This is a genomic window from Streptomyces sp. NPDC002463 (assembly GCF_042889835.1).
GTDB classification, from domain to species: domain Bacteria; phylum Actinomycetota; class Actinomycetes; order Streptomycetales; family Streptomycetaceae; genus Streptomyces; species Streptomyces nymphaeiformis.
In genome coordinates this window covers 112,963-127,532 of record NZ_JBIARL010000005.1, presented here as the reverse complement: position 1 = coordinate 127,532, position 14,570 = coordinate 112,963, and the positions used below count along the sequence as shown (strand labels likewise).

General features: G+C 70.1%; 11 protein-coding genes and 2 tRNA genes. 4 read left to right on the top strand and 9 right to left on the bottom strand.

Features of this window, described 5'->3' with window-relative positions; all coding sequences use genetic code 11:
• Window positions 1-13 precede the first annotated feature (13 nt).
• Together ACFYX3_RS12740 and ACFYX3_RS12735 are read right to left on the bottom strand one after the other, a co-directional pair.
• Window positions 14-1,153 (bottom strand): sensor histidine kinase, encoded by a 1,140-nt coding sequence (locus ACFYX3_RS12740; RefSeq protein WP_389011837.1) that lies wholly within the window; start codon window positions 1,151-1,153, stop codon window positions 14-16.
• Window positions 1,154-1,301: 148 nt separating this feature from the next.
• Window positions 1,302-3,923, bottom strand: a complete 2,622-nt coding sequence (locus ACFYX3_RS12735) for a valine--tRNA ligase (protein ID WP_389011834.1) — start codon at window positions 3,921-3,923, stop codon at window positions 1,302-1,304.
• Between the two features lie 138 nt (window positions 3,924-4,061).
• On the opposite strand from ACFYX3_RS12735, the gene ACFYX3_RS12730 reads away from it, so the two are divergent.
• The gene (locus tag ACFYX3_RS12730) at window positions 4,062-5,000 is read left to right on the top strand and encodes a hypothetical protein (RefSeq protein WP_389011831.1); all 939 of its coding nucleotides are present in this window, start codon (window positions 4,062-4,064) and stop codon (window positions 4,998-5,000) included.
• A gap of 69 nt (window positions 5,001-5,069) precedes the next feature.
• On the opposite strand, the gene clpX is transcribed toward ACFYX3_RS12730, so the two are convergent.
• From clpX to ACFYX3_RS12705, 5 genes are all read right to left on the bottom strand, one after another.
• Window positions 5,070-6,353: an ATP-dependent Clp protease ATP-binding subunit ClpX gene (gene clpX / locus ACFYX3_RS12725; RefSeq protein WP_015033605.1), complete on the bottom strand. Its 1,284-nt coding sequence runs from the start codon at window positions 6,351-6,353 to the stop codon at window positions 5,070-5,072.
• Window positions 6,354-6,509: 156 nt separating this feature from the next.
• Window positions 6,510-7,172 carry an ATP-dependent Clp protease proteolytic subunit gene (locus ACFYX3_RS12720; protein WP_376594046.1) on the bottom strand — a complete coding sequence of 221 codons (663 nt, stop codon included), beginning with the start codon at window positions 7,170-7,172 and terminating at the stop codon, window positions 6,510-6,512.
• A 65-nt stretch (window positions 7,173-7,237) separates the two neighbouring features.
• Window positions 7,238-7,855 carry an ATP-dependent Clp protease proteolytic subunit gene (locus tag ACFYX3_RS12715; protein ID WP_116161006.1) on the bottom strand — a complete coding sequence of 206 codons (618 nt, stop codon included), beginning with the start codon at window positions 7,853-7,855 and terminating at the stop codon, window positions 7,238-7,240.
• A 240-nt stretch (window positions 7,856-8,095) separates the two neighbouring features.
• On the bottom strand, window positions 8,096-9,481 hold the full coding sequence (gene tig / locus ACFYX3_RS12710; protein ID WP_116161005.1) for a trigger factor: 1,386 nt from the start codon (window positions 9,479-9,481) through the stop codon (window positions 8,096-8,098).
• Window positions 9,482-9,652: 171 nt separating this feature from the next.
• Window positions 9,653-9,729 (bottom strand) — tRNA-Pro (locus tag ACFYX3_RS12705).
• A 132-nt stretch (window positions 9,730-9,861) separates the two neighbouring features.
• On the opposite strand from ACFYX3_RS12705, the gene ACFYX3_RS12700 reads away from it, so the two are divergent.
• Both ACFYX3_RS12700 and ACFYX3_RS12695 read left to right on the top strand, forming a co-directional pair.
• Window positions 9,862-9,935 (top strand) — tRNA-Gly (locus ACFYX3_RS12700).
• A 159-nt stretch (window positions 9,936-10,094) separates the two neighbouring features.
• On the top strand, window positions 10,095-11,660 hold the full coding sequence (locus ACFYX3_RS12695; protein ID WP_389011826.1) for a hypothetical protein: 1,566 nt from the start codon (window positions 10,095-10,097) through the stop codon (window positions 11,658-11,660).
• Window positions 11,661-11,733: 73 nt separating this feature from the next.
• Here the strand turns inward: ACFYX3_RS12695 and ACFYX3_RS12690 are convergent, their stop codons facing one another.
• Together ACFYX3_RS12690 and ACFYX3_RS12685 are read right to left on the bottom strand one after the other, a co-directional pair.
• On the bottom strand, window positions 11,734-11,928 hold the full coding sequence (locus ACFYX3_RS12690) for a hypothetical protein (protein WP_116165539.1): 195 nt from the start codon (window positions 11,926-11,928) through the stop codon (window positions 11,734-11,736).
• Between the two features lie 152 nt (window positions 11,929-12,080).
• Window positions 12,081-13,226 (bottom strand): PP2C family protein-serine/threonine phosphatase, encoded by a 1,146-nt coding sequence (locus ACFYX3_RS12685; RefSeq protein WP_376594042.1) that lies wholly within the window; start codon window positions 13,224-13,226, stop codon window positions 12,081-12,083.
• Between the two features lie 106 nt (window positions 13,227-13,332).
• On the opposite strand from ACFYX3_RS12685, the gene ACFYX3_RS12680 reads away from it, so the two are divergent.
• Window positions 13,333-14,562, top strand: a complete 1,230-nt coding sequence (locus ACFYX3_RS12680) for a GNAT family N-acetyltransferase (protein WP_389011821.1) — start codon at window positions 13,333-13,335, stop codon at window positions 14,560-14,562.
• The last annotated feature ends 8 nt before the right edge of the window (window positions 14,563-14,570 follow it).

Here is a 14,570-nt window from a genome sequence, read left to right as displayed (position 1 = left end):
CGCCCCGTGTGCGCTACCGGTCCAGGCCCGTCGGGAGCAGCGCCGTCACGGCGTACGCGCCGTCCTCCCTGCGGGCCTTCAGCGTGCCGCCCATGCTGGTGACCCGCTCCTCCATGGAGAACAGGCCGGTGCCGGTCGAGACGGGGGAAGGGTCCGGCGGACTCTTCGGGAGGGGGTTGCGCACCTCGATCCGCAGGTCGGGCCCCTCGACCGTGATCGCGACGGTCACCGGAAGCCCCGGCGCGTGCTTGGCGGCGTTCGTCAGGCACTCCTGGACGACGCGGTGGACGGCGGCCTGCCGGAGCGGGGACAGCGCCTTGGCCTCCTCCGCGACCGTCAGCTCGACGGGGCTGCCCATGCGCTCGCTCTCCGAGGCGAGTTCGGGGAGCCCTTCGAGGCCGGGCGTCGCGGCGTCCCGGTCGGCGCGGCGCACGATCGTCTCGTTGAGCATGAGGTGGGCGCGCCGCGCGGTGTCCGCGAGCTCCTCGAAGTCCTTCTGATGGGCCTCTCCCCTGGCCCGTACGGCGAGGACCTCGGCCCGCACCGCGAGGACGGTGAGCTCGCGGCCGACCAGGTCGTGGACGTCCCGGCCGACGGAGATCCGCTCCTCCTGGACGGCCTGCCGGGCGGCGGCCTCGCGGCGCTGGGCCTCCAGGGCGCGGACGAGGTCCGTGCGGTAGGCGGCGATGCCGACGCCGGCCGCGAGGACGCCGATCGGGACGACCAGGCTGAGGAAGTCGCTGACGGTCTCGCCGTGCTCGGCGGGCCACCCGGGCGTGAGGAAGTAGCCGTACGCCACGGCGACGTACAGCAGGGTCGCGGTGATCGCGGAGCGCCGTCCCCGGTAGCGGCCGATCGAGTACAGCGCGAACTGGATCATGGTGAGTTCGTGCAGCCAGCCCATCAGGCCGAGCGCGACGACGTACGGGACCCAGGGCAGCCGCCGCCGGAGCACCAGCGTGGCCGCCCCGCAGGCGAGGACGAGGGTCGCGGTGACGCCGGTGAGGGAGTTGTCGGCGCGGGCGAGCCCCGGCACGTCCAGGACCATCAGGCCGAAGGCGAAGAGCGCGGCGACGACGTCGAGGGCGCGGGGCGAGACCGCCCACCGGTCCACGCGACGGCGGAGCGCGGGGACGGCGGGGAGGCGGGGCATGCCCTCCATCATCCAGGGTCTTTCGTCCCGGCGCCGTGGACCTGAAGTCCCGCCTGATGTGACTTAGGGCACTTCGCCCGAATTGAGAGTACACATACGGAAAGGGCCCGGAACCGTCGGAAACGGTCCCGGGCCCTTCCTTCGCCTACTAGGCCTGCGGCAGGGCCGCCAGCTGGGTCTGGATGCGGGCGATGTCCTCGTCCGCCTTGGCGAGGCGGCCCTTGATCTTGTCCACGACGTTGTCGGGGGCCTTGGCCAGGAAGGCCTCGTTGCCGAGCTTGGCCTCGGCCTGGGCCTTCTCCTTCTCGGCCGCCGCGAGGTCCTTCGCGAGGCGCTTGCGCTCGGCGGCGACGTCGATCGTGCCCGACAGGTCGAGCGCGACGGTGGCACCGGCGACCGGCAGGGAGGCGGTGGCGGAGAAGCCCTCGCCCTCCGGCTGGAGGCGCAGGATCTGGCGGATGGCCGCCTCGTGCGCGACGAGCGGGGTGCCGTCGAGCGTGAGACGGGCGGGCACCTTCTGGGCGTCCTGGAGGCCCTGCTCCTTGCGGAAGCGGCGGACCTCGGTGACGACCCGCTGGACGAGCTCGATCTCCTTCTCGGCGGCCTCGTCGCGGAAGCCCGAGTCCTTCGGCCAGTCGGCGATCACGAGGGACTCGCCGCCCGTGAGGGTGGTCCACAGGGTGTCGGTGACGAAGGGGACGATCGGGTGCAGCAGGCGCAGCATGACGTCCAGGACCTCGCCGAGGACGCGGCCGGAGACCTTGGCGCCCTCGCCGCCCGCGAAGAACGTGGTCTTCGACAGCTCGACGTACCAGGCGAAGACCTCGTCCCACGCGAAGTGGTAGAGCGACTCGCTCAGCTTGGCGAACTGGAAGTCCTCGTAGTACGCGTCGACCTGGGCGACCGTCTCGTTGAGCCGGGACAGGATCCAGCGGTCGGTCGCCGACATCTCGGAGGCGTCCGGCAGCGGACCCTCGATGTTGGCGCCGTTCATCATCGCGAACCGGGTCGCGTTCCAGATCTTGTTGGCGAAGTTCCGGGACGCCTGGACCCAGTCCTCGCCGATCGGGACGTCGGCGCCGGGGTTGGCGCCCTTGGCCAGGGTGAAGCGGACGGCGTCGGAGCCGTACGCGTCCATCCAGTCCAGCGGGTCGACCGCGTTCGGGTTGGACTTCGACATCTTCTTGCCGAACTCGTCACGGACGAGACCGGTCAGGGCGACGGTCTTGAACGGGACTTCGCCGTCCATCGCGTACAGGCCGAACATCATCATCCGGGCGACCCAGAAGAAGATGATGTCGTGACCGGTGAGCAGGACGTCGGTCGAGTAGAACTTCGCCAGGTCCGGGGTCTTCTCCGGCCAGCCGAGCGTGGAGAACGGCCACAGGCCGGAGGAGAACCAGGTGTCCAGGACGTCGGGGTCCTGGGTCCAGCCCTCGCCCGTCGGGATCTCGTCGTCGGGTCCGACGCAGACGACCTGGCCCTCGGGGCCGTACCAGATCGGGATGCGGTGGCCCCACCACAGCTGGCGCGAGATGCACCAGTCGTGCATGTTGTCGACCCAGTCGAAGTAGCGCTTGGAGAGCTCCTTCGGGTGGATCTCGACCGAGCCGTCGCGGACGGCGTCGCCGGCGGCCTGCGCCAGCGGGCCGACCTTGACCCACCACTGCATCGACAGGCGCGGCTCGACGGTCGTCTTGCAGCGCGAGCAGTGACCCACCGAGTGCATGTACGGACGCTTCTCGGCGACGATCCGGCCCTGCTCCTTGAGCGCACCGACGATCGTCGAGCGGGCCTCGAAGCGGTCCAGGCCGAGGAAGGGGCCGTGGACGGTGATGACGCCGTGCTCGTCCATGACGGTGAGCGAGGGCAGGTCGTGGCGGCGGCCGATCTCGAAGTCGTTCGGGTCGTGCGCCGGGGTCACCTTGACGGCGCCGGTGCCGAACTCGGGGTCGACGTGGGTGTCGGCGACGACCGGGATCGTACGGTCCGTCAGCGGCAGCTTGATCCGCTTGCCGACCAGGTGCTTGTAGCGCTCGTCGTCGGGGTGCACGGCGACGGCCGTGTCACCGAGCATCGTCTCGGCGCGGGTGGTGGCGACGACCAGGGAGTCCTCGCCCTCGCCGTACCGGATGGAGACGAGCTCGCCTGCGTCGTCCTGGTACTCGACCTCGATGTCGGAGATGGCGGTCAGACAGCGCGGGCACCAGTTGATGATGCGCTCGGCGCGGTAGATCAGACCGTCCTCGTAGAGGTCCTTGAAGATCTTCTGGACGGCCTTGGAGAGGCCCTCGTCCATGGTGAAGCGCTCGCGCGACCAGTCGAGGCCGGCACCGAGGCGGCGCAGCTGGCCGAGGATCCGGCCGCCGTACTCGTCCTTCCACTGCCAGACGCGCTCGACGAACTGGTCACGGCCCAGGTCGTGGCGGGACTTGCCCTCCTCGGCGAGCTGCTGCTCGACCTTGTTCTGGGTCGCGATGCCGGCGTGGTCCATGCCCGGCAGCCAGAGCGTCTCGAAGCCCTGCATGCGCTTGCGGCGGGTCAGCGCGTCCATGAGCGTGACCTGGAAGGCGTGGCCCAGGTGGAGGGCGCCCGTGACGTTCGGCGGCGGGATGACGATCGTGTACGGCGGCTTCTCGCTCTTCGCGTCCGCCTCGAAGTACCCGCGCTCTACCCAGCGCTGGTACAGCGGCCCCTCTACCTCGGCCGGCGCGTAGGTGGTCGGCAGTTCGGTGGTGGGCGCTGTCTGCTGCTGAGTGTTCTCGGTCACGGGGCCAGTTTAGGGGTGTCCCGGTCATGTCCTGAAACGCTTTGGTTCGGTAACGGTGTGGCCCCCGCCGCACCTGCGGCTCCGTGGTTCCGACAGGATGTTCGCCAGGCATAAACATCCTGTGAGGGGAACCTGTCGATGAGCTACAACCAGCCGGGCCCGTACGGCGGCCAGCAGCCCGGTCCTTACGGCCAGCCGGGCCCTTACGGCCAGCAGCCGCCGCAGCCGGGCCCGTACGGCGCACAGCCGCAGCCCGGCTACGGATACCCCCAGCAGGCCCCGCAGGGCGTCCCGCCGCAGCAGCCCCCCTACGGCTACCCGCAGCAGCAGCCCGGCCCCTACGGCCAGCAGCCCCAGTACGGCGCCCCGCAGGGCCCCGGCGGCTACATGCCGCACCCGCCGGCCCCGAAGAAGTCCAAGGCGGGCTGGGTCATCGCGGCGGTCGCGGTGGTCGCGGCGCTGGGCGTGGGCGCGTACTTCGTGCTGGGCGGGGGCGGTGGCGCGGTCGCGGACGACGGGCCGCACAAGCTGATCACGCCGGAGACGGTGCTGGGCGAGTACAAGAAGTCCCCCGACAAGGGGAAGTCGAGCGGCGAGGACTCCCTCAAGGAGGCCGAGCAGAACGGCGTCAAGAACGCCAAGCAGGTCAAGGCCGGCTACCAGGTGGAGAACAAGGCCAACCCGCTCGGCAGCAAGATGATCTCCTTCAACGGTCTCTACGGCGAGATCGACGACCCCGAGAAGGTCGTCGACGGCATCTTCGCCACCGCCAAGGCCGAGTCCGAGAAGGACGCCGGCAAGGACGGCGAGCCGCAGCTGGAGGGCAGCCCCCAGGAGTACAAGCCGGCCGACCTCGACGGCGCGGTCCTGAAGTGCCAGCAGGCCAAGACGAAGGCCGACGCGGCCAACAACGTGCCTTCGTTCACCATCAACATGTGCGTGTGGGCCGACCACAGCACGGTGGGCTTCGTGGTCCCGGCCGACATGGCCTCGATGATGGCGGGCAAGGCCGAATCCCCCGAGGACGCCGCCGCCCTCACCGCCAAGCTCCGCAAGGAAGTCCGCGTCAAGCTCTGATCCGCGGCAGCCGTACGACGAAGGGGCGCTCCGCCGGCCGGCGGGGCGCCCCTTCCATGTCCGTACGGCTCAGGCCGACTTCTCGTGCCTGCCGTCGTTCTTCACGATCCGCGGGACCAGCGTCGGGTTGACGTTGTTGCGGACGACGTCGGCCGTGATGACCACGCGGGCCACGTCCTTGCGGGACGGGACCTCGTACATGACCGACTGGAGGACCTCCTCCATGATGGCGCGCAGGCCGCGCGCGCCGGTGCCGCGGAGGATCGCCTGGTCGGCGATGGCCTCCAGGGCCGGGCGGTCGAAGTCCAGCTCCACGCCGTCGAGTTCGAAGAGGCGCTGGTACTGCTTCACCAGCGCGTTGCGCGGCTCGACCAGGATCTGGAGGAGCGCCTCGCGGTCCAGGTTGTGGACGGAGGTGAGGACGGGGAGACGGCCGATGAACTCGGGGATCATCCCGAACTTCACCAGGTCCTCCGGCATGACCTCCTGGAACTGGTCGCTCGCCTCGATCTCGCGCTTGGAGCGGATGGTCGCCCCGAAGCCGATGCCCTTGGCGCCCGCCCGCGACTCGATGATCTTCTCCAGGCCGGCGAAGGCGCCGCCCACGATGAAGAGCACGTTCGTCGTGTCGATCTGGATGAACTCCTGGTGCGGGTGCTTCCGGCCGCCCTGCGGCGGGACGGAGGCCGTCGTGCCCTCCAGGATCTTCAGGAGGGCCTGCTGCACGCCCTCGCCGGAGACGTCACGCGTGATCGACGGGTTTTCGCTCTTACGGGCGACCTTGTCGATCTCGTCGATGTAGATGATCCCGGTCTCGGCCTTCTTGACGTCGTAGTCGGCCGCCTGGATCAGCTTGAGCAGGATGTTCTCGACGTCCTCGCCGACATAGCCGGCCTCCGTCAGCGCCGTCGCGTCGGCGATGGCGAACGGGACGTTGAGCATGCGGGCCAGGGTCTGGGCCAGGAGCGTCTTGCCCGAGCCCGTGGGACCGAGCAGCAGAATGTTGGACTTCGCCAGCTCGATGGCGTCGTCACGGCCCTGCGCGCCGCCGTTCTCGCCGGCCTGGACGCGCTTGTAGTGGTTGTACACCGCGACCGAGAGGGCCTTCTTCGCCGGCTCCTGGCCGACGACGTACCCCTCGAGGAACTCGTAGATCTCGCGGGGCTTGGGGAGTTCCTCCCACCGCACCTCGCTCGTCTCCGCGAGTTCTTCCTCGATGATCTCGTTGCAGAGGTCGATGCACTCGTCGCAGATGTACACACCGGGTCCCGCGATGAGCTTCTTCACCTGCTTCTGGCTCTTTCCGCAGAACGAGCACTTGAGCAGATCGCCGCCATCACCGATGCGTGCCACGAGGTGCTTCCCCTTCGCCTGGGAGCGCTTGGTTCAGCGACTCCTGGTGCCTCATATTCGACGGTACCTTGCCGGGCCCCCCGTTCGGGCCCCCCTTGGCGTGGTTGGCATGGTCGCAATTCGGCCACGCCAACCACGGCGAGGGAAGGTCGGGCGTCAGCGCTCGGCGGAGGCCGTGCTCTTGCGGGTCGAGACGATCTGGTCGATCAGGCCGTACGCCAGGGCGTCCTCGGCCGTCAGGATCTTGTCGCGCTCGATGTCGTCGCGGATCTTCTCGATCGGCGTCGAGGAGTGCTTGGCCAGCATCTCCTCCAGCTGGCTGCGCATGCGCAGGATCTCGTTGGCCGCGATCTCCAGGTCGGAGAGCTGCTCACGGCCGGTGCCGCCGGAGGGCTGGTGGATCAGCACGCGGGCGTTCGGCAGGGCCATCCGCTTGCCGGGGGTGCCGGCGGCGAGCAGCACGGCCGCGGCGGAGGCCGCCTGACCCATGCAGACCGTCTGGATGTCCGGCTTCACGAACTGCATCGTGTCGTAGATCGCCGTGAGGGCGGTGAAGGAGCCGCCCGGGCTGTTGATGTAGATCGAGATGTCGCGGTCCGGGTCCATCGACTCCAGGCACAGCAGCTGCGCCATGACGTCGTTGGCGGAGGCGTCGTCGATCTGCACGCCGAGGAAGATCACGCGCTCCTCGAAGAGCTTCGCGTACGGGTCGTACTCGCGCACGCCCTGCGAGGTGCGCTCGACGAAGCGCGGCACGACGTAGCGGTTGTCCATCGGCGCGCCGGTGTAGAGGCCGCTCGGGGAGAGGTGGTTCTGCATCTGGGTGTTCACCGTCCTGGTGGCGTTCAGAGGGGGCTGGGGGCTCTTCGGCGGGCTGCCGGCGCTCAGGCGCCCGTGCCGCCGCCGCCCGGAACACCCGCGGCGTGCGTGATGATGTCGTCGATGAGGCCGTACTCCTTGGCCTCGTCCGCGGTGAACCAGCGGTCGCGGTCGCCGTCGCGGATGATCGCCTCGACGGTCTGGCCGGAGTGGTGCGCGGTGATCTCGGCCATGCGCTGCTTGGTGCGCAGCAGGTACTGGGCCTGGATCTTGATGTCGGAGGCGGTGCCGCCGATGCCGGCGGAGCCCTGGTGCATCAGGATGTCGGTGTTCGGCAGCGCGAAGCGCTTGCCGGGGGTGCCGGCGGTGAGCAGGAACTGGCCCATGGAGGCCGCCATGCCCATGCCGATGGTGACGACGTCGTTCGGGATGAACTGCATGGTGTCGTAGACCGCCATGCCGGCCGTCACCGAGCCGCCGGGGCTGTTGATGTACAGGAAGATGTCCTTCTCCGGCTCGGCGGCCAGGAGGAGCATCTGGGCGGTGATCTTGTTGGCGATCTCGTCGTCGACCTGCTGGCCGAGGAAGATGATGCGCTCGCCGAGCAGCCGGTTGTAGACATGGTCGCCGAGGCCGCCACCGATGGACGGCTCACCCGCGGCGTAAGGCTTCAGATTCGTCACGTATCCACCTGCTCGTCTCCGACGGCCCCGGGCCGTCTCAGCGTCTTGTTCTGAGGGCAGTGCCCTCGTATTCATGGACCCTAACGCGCAGGTCGGACAACGCCATCCCGGTTCCCGAACTGTTCGCTGGGAGCGCAAGGTAGTTGGGGGCGTGTAAGCGGGTCCGGTTACGTCCACGGGCCCGTACGCACAGCTGTGCGTACGGGCCCGTGGAGCAGGGTCCGCCGGGGGCGGGTGCCCTTACTTGTCCTCGGAGACCTCGGCCTCGCCGGTGACGGCCTCGACGGCCTCGGCGGCGGTCTCGACCTCGTCCTCGTCGTCGGAGAGGTCGACGACCTCGCCCTTGGTGTCGACGACCTTGGCGGCCTCGACGACGACCGCGAGGGCCTTGCCGCGGGCGACCTCGCCGACGAGCATCGGCACCTGGCCCTGCTGGGCCACGGCCTGGGCGAACTGGTCGGGGCTCATGCCGGAGGAGGCGGCACGGCGGAACAGGTGCTCGGTGAGCTCCTCGCGGGAGACGTCGAGCTTCTCCTTGTTGACGAGCTCATCGAGGATGAACTGCGTCTTGATGCCCTTCTCGGCCTGCTCCTTGGTCTCGGCCAGGAACTCTTCCTCGGTCTTGCCCTGGATCTCCAGGTACTTCGCGAGGTCGAGGCCCATCTGGCCGAGCTGGTGGTGCTCCAGGTTGTGCTTGCGGGTGTTGATCTCGTCCTCGAGAAGCTTCTCGGGCATCGGGACCTCGACCAGCTTGAGGAGCTCGTCGAGGACGCGCTCCTGGGCCTGGGTGGCCTGGTCGAACTGCTTCATGTTCTCGAGGCGCTTGCGGCTGTCGGCCTTGAGCTCGTCGAGGGTGTCGAACTCGGACGCCATCTGCGCGAACTCGTCGTCGAGCTCGGGGAGCTCACGGGCGGCGACGGCGGTGACCTTGACGGTGACCTCGGCGTCCTTGCCCTCGGCGGAGCCGCCCTTCAGCTGCGAGGTGAAGGTGGCCTCGCCGCCGGCCTCGAGGCCCTTGACGGCCTCGTCGATGCCGTCGAGGAGCTCGCCGGAGCCGATGGTGTACGAGACGTCGCTGGCGACACCGTCGGGCAGGACCTCGCCGTCGACCTTGGCCTCGAGGTCGATGGTGACGACGTCGCCCTCGGCGGCGGCGCGCTCGACGGTCTTCGTCGAGGCGAAGCGCTCGCGGAGCTGCTCCACGGACTTCTCGACGTCCTCGTCGGTGACCTCGACCGCGTCGACGGTGACCTCGATGCCGGAGTAGTCCGGGATCTCGATCGTCGGGCGGACGTCGACCTCGGCGGTGAAGGCCAGCAGCTCGCCGTCCTTCAGCTCGGTGATGTCGACCTCGGGCTGGCCGAGCGGGTTGACCTCGGCCTCGTTGACGGCCTCGGTGTAGAACTTCGGGAGCGCGTCGTTGACGGCCTCCTCCAGCACGGCGCCGCGGCCGAACCGCTGGTCGATCACGCGAGCCGGGATCTTGCCCTTACGGAAGCCCTTGACCGTGACCTGCTGGTTGATCTTCTTGTACGCCGCGTCGAGGCTGTCCTTGAGCTCCTCGAAGGGCACCTCGACAGTGAGCCGAACCCGGGTCGGGTTCAGGGTCTCCACGGCGCTCTTCACGGTTCGGTCTCCTTGTGGCTGATTCCTGGAATCCGTCGGGGCCGCGTGTGGCGGTTCCGGCGGGTCGGCCCGGTCAGAAAGACACACGGGCACGCAGCTTGCATAGTAACCGCAAGCGGGATGACGCCCACAACGTGATCAAGAACGCGCGAGGTGAGCGCGTGATCGTCATGGTCGGGGTGGCGGGATTTGAACCCACGGCCTTCCGCTCCCAAAGCGGACGCGCTACCAAGCTGCGCCACACCCCGTCGGTGCGACACGTAGGGTACATGGACGGGGACTGTGCGGCGCCCCCTGTTTTCCGGGTGTGCGCGAACACCCCACGACCGGCTACCATGCTCCTCGTGCCGCGGTCCTCGTGACCTGCGGCGCGATGCTGTGCGGGTGTAGCTCAATGGTAGAGCACTAGTCTTCCAAACTAGCTACGCGGGTTCGATTCCCGTCACCCGCTCCAACAGGCCCACGGCCCGGTCCGCTTCTCGCGGACCGGGCCGTGGTCGTTTCCCGGCCATGTCTGGCGCGGACCCCTCCGTTCCGCCGTTATTTCCGCGCGCACACGCCCTGCCTGCGGATACGTTCCCGCCGTTGATCAACGGATCCGGGGAGGGAACACATGGAGAAGAAGAGAAGACCTGCCGTGGTGGCCGCGCTGGCGCTGGCCTGTGCGGCCGGGCTGCTCGGCGGCGGCACCGCCCAGGCCGCCGATTACCCGTACACGCCGACCGAGCCCACGGCGTGGCCGGGCGGCTGCGTGACCGGCGGCGAGCTGCCGTGGGTGGGGAACACGGACGTCAGCCTGTCCGTGCGGGCAGCGGGCGAGAGCCCCACCGGGGGCCTCGTGGACGCCCGCTTCCGGGTGTGGAAGGCGGGGGCCGAGGAGACGCCGATCCTCGACGGCATCGTTCCCTCGTCGCCGGGATCCGTGGCCACGGTGGTGATTCCCAAGGGCAAGATCCCGGCGGAGGGCCCCTACTGGTGGCAGGCGCGCATCGAGAGCGCCGCCGGCGCCTCGGCGTGGACCGCGCCCTGCGGGTTCGGCACGGACCAGACCCGGCCCGGCACGCCCACGGTCGAGTTCCTGGACGCCGCGTCCTACCCGAACGGGGCGCCTTCCGGCACCGTGCGGACGGTGCGCATCAGCCTGCCGGCCGGGACAGAGGCCTCGTACTTCTGCCTCGATCCGCTCGCCGACACGGGCACCTACGACTGCGCAGCCGACCGCCGCATCCCGGTCGGCACGGACGGCGCCGCCACCACGACCTTCGTCACTCCGGAGCGCACCGGGCCGGCGAGCGTCTGGGTGCGGGCCTTCGACCGGGCGGGCAACCTCTCCGACACCGCGAGCGCCGACTACTGGGTCACCTACCCGTTCATCGAGCCGTTCGGCGACTACGACAGTGACGGTCGCCCCGATCTGCTCGGCGTCGACGCGGCGGGCCGCCTGACGCTGCTCGCGGGCCGGGAGGGCGGCGGTTTCGCGGCGCCGGCCGTGGCCGACACCCGGGACTGGACGAACACCACCGTGGCGCGGGCCGGTTGGCTGCTCAACCGGTACGGGCCGCAGCAGGCGAACGACGTCCGCAACGACCTCGTGGCGCTGCGGGACGGGAAGCTGTTCGCGTACCCGGGCGACGGCGAGGGCGGTTTCGGGGAGCCGGTGGAGATCACCGGGTTCGACTGGTCCGGTGTCACCCGGTTCGCGATCAGCCGCCAGGACTACGGTTCTCCGGGCCTGGTCGCCGTGCAGAACGGCCGGTTGCTCTACTTCACCGTGTACTCCAGCTGGCAGGGCATCCACGTCGCCGAGCCGACGGTCCTCGCCGCGAGCGGCTGGGGAACGAAGGAGCTCGTCGCCTCGGACACCACCCCGAACGCCCTCCTGGGTGCGTTCTGGGCGCGTGACACCCGCAGCGGCGCGCTGGAGTACTTCGGCGTCGACTACGGCACGGACGCTCCGCAGCAGTTGGTCGCACCGGTGACGGTCGCCGCCTCGGGCTTCAGTGCCCGGCAGGTGCCCTCGCTGGTCGCGGTCGGGGACCTGACCGCGGACGAGCGGATCGACCTGGTCACCGGTGACCGGCAGGGCGCGCTCGCGCTGCGTCCGGTGGGCGAGGACGGGGCTCCGGGCGCCGCCCAGGCCGTCCAGGGCGCGGTGCCGGCCGGGACGCGGCTGTTCTGAGCCGACCGGTCTCATGCGAAGGGCCCCTGCCGGTCTCGGCGGGGGCCCTTCGTCGTACGCGCGGCACGCCCGTTCAGAACTTGATGGAGGCTATCGTCTGCGTTATCGAGTCCAGGAAGCGCTGGATGTCGTCGGCCATGCCGGTGGAGGCGAGGAAGAAGCCGAAGAGGACCGCGACCACGGCCGGGCCGCCCTTGAGGTTTCCCCCTCGGATCAGCACCACCAGGATGATTGCCAACAGCAACACCACAGACAGTGAAATGGCCACAACTGATCACACCCTCGGTCGGTCCCGCCTTGCCCACCAGGGAGCCCCTGTCTCGGAACACCCCCCGTTGTCTCCATCGTGCCATCAACCCCCCTGCCCTGGCTGCCGGGTGACGAATCGTCGTGCAGAAGATCACGTCATGCGAAAGCGGTTCAGGCCGGACGCGAGAGGAGCAGCAGGGCGCGGTCGTCGTTGACGTCCTTGGCGACGGCCTCGATCAGGTGCCAGGCGACGCCCTCGAAGCCCTCGGCGACGCAGCGGTCGGCCTCGCCGGTGAGGCGGTCGATGCCCTCGGCGATGTCCCGGTCGGCGGCCTCGACCAGGCCGTCGGTGAAGAGCATGAGGACGTCGCCGGGCCGCAGGGAGCCCTTGACCGGGTGGAACTCGGCCCCGTCGTAGACGCCGAGGAGGGGCCCGTCGGCGGCCTTCTCCTCCCAGCGGCCGCTGCCCGCGTGGAGCTGGAGGGCGGGCAGGTGGCCGGCGGAGAAGAGTTCGTAGTCTCCGGACTCCAGGTCGAGGACGAGGTGGATGGAGGTGGCGAAGCCCTCGTCCCAGTTCTGGCGGAGGAGGTAGCCGTTGGCCGCGGGCAGGAAGCCGTGCGGCGGCAGCGACCCGAGGAGCCCGCCGAAGGCGCCGGAGAGCAGCAGGGAGCGGGAGGCCGCGTCCATGCCCTTGCCGGAGACGTCGGTGAGGACGACCTCCAGGGTGCGCCCGCCGTGGGTGCGGGCGGCGACGACGAAGTCGCCCGAGAAGGACTGGCCGCCGGCCGGGCGCAGCGCCATCTCTCGGTGCCAGCCCTGCGGGAGCCGGGGCAGGGCGCTCTGGACGCGGATGCGTTCGCGCAGGTCGAAGAGCATGGTGCCGCCGCGCCGCCAGGGCACGCCGACGCGGGCGCGGAACTGGGCGATGAGCAGCCCGAAGAGTCCGCAGGCGGCGACGACCAGGACGGTGCCGGGGGTGACCCTGGCCGGGCCCTGGGTGTACGGGCCGAGGACGACGGACTCGACGATGAGGGCGCCCGCGGCCGCCGCGTACAGGGCGAGCAGGCTGGCGGGGCGCAGCAGCAGCCCGCCGGCCACGATCGGCAGGACGAGCGCGGCGGGCGCGCACCAGACGGGGTTCAGGAGCGTCCCGCACGCGATGGCGGGGATCATCACGAGGAGTCCCGCGAAGGCGAGCCAGTCGGCGCCGTCGCCGCGGAAGTAGTCGACGGCGGACCTGCGCAGCGCGACGCGGGCCCGGCGCACGCGCCTGCGTGTCCGGGCCGCGTACGTGTTCACTCCGGCTCGCTGTCCCATTGGCCTGGACCCTATCCATCCTGTCGGACATCGTGCAGGGGTACCCCGGTGACAATGTGCGTGAAATCGGGTCGCCCCGGACGCGCGCCGCTGATATCGATGGCATATGACGACTGAACTGCGGGTTCTCGACCCGTCGGAGTGGGATCGCTGGTTCGGGGTGCTGGAGCTCGCGTTCGGGGGTGTGCCGACGCCGCCCGAGGAGCTGGACCTGTGGCGGAGTCTGACCGAGTTCGACCGTTTCATCGGCGTCTGGGACGGCGATCTGTGCGTCGGTACGGCGGGGGCGTTCACGTTCCGGCTGACGGTGCCGGGCGGGGCGTCGGTCCCGGCGGCCGGGGTGACGATGGTGAGCGTGGCCGGAACGCACCGGCGGCGCGGGATCCTCACCTCGATGATGCGGCGGCAGCTGGACGACGTACGGAGCTGGGGCGAGCCGCTGGCGGTCCTGACGGCCTCCGAGCCGGAGATCTACGGCCGCTTCGGCTACGGCGCGGCGACGTACGCGACGCACGCGACCATCGACAGGAGCCGGGTGCGGCTGACCGTGCCGGAGGGCACGGACGGGGTGAACCTGCGGGTGACCTCACCGGAGGAGGGGCTCGATGCGGCCGAGGCGGTGTACGCGAAGCTGGTCCCCGGCCGGCCCGGGATGCTGGCGCGACGGCCCGGCTGGGAGCGGCAGGCGCTGCTCGACCCGCCGGGCGACCGGGAGGGCGCCTCGCCCCGGAAGTGCGTGCTCGCCGAGCGGGGCGGTGAGGTCGTCGGGTACGCGCACTACGCGATCAAGCCGGACTGGTCCTTCGCGGGGCCCGACGGTTCCGTCTCGGTGCACCAGCTTGCCGGCCTCGACGCGGTGGCGGAGGCGGCGCTGTGGCGCTTCCTGTGCTCGGTGGACCTGACCGCGAAGGTGAAGGTCCACAGCCGGCCGGTGGACGACGCGTGGCAGCACCTGGTGTCGGACGTCCGCCGTTGCGAGCCGACGCTGCGGGAGGTGCTGTTCGTGCGGCTCGTGGAGGTGGGTGCGGCGCTCGAGGCGCGGACGTATCAGGCGCCGGTGGACGTGGTGTTCGAGGTCGCGGACGCGTTCTGTCCCTGGAACGAGGGGCGGTGGCGGTTGACGGGGGACGCGAAGGGGGCGACCTGCGTGCGGACCGGGGACGCACCCGATCTCGCGCTGTCCGTGCGGGAGTTGGGCGCCGCCTACCTGGGCGGGACCTCGTTGGTGTCGCTGGCCTCGGCCGGGCGGGTGCGGGAGCTGCGGGAGGGCGCGCTGGTGGAGGCGTCCATGGCCTTCGGGTCCCCGGTGGCCCCCTGGCTCCCGCACGGGTTCTAGGGGCTGAG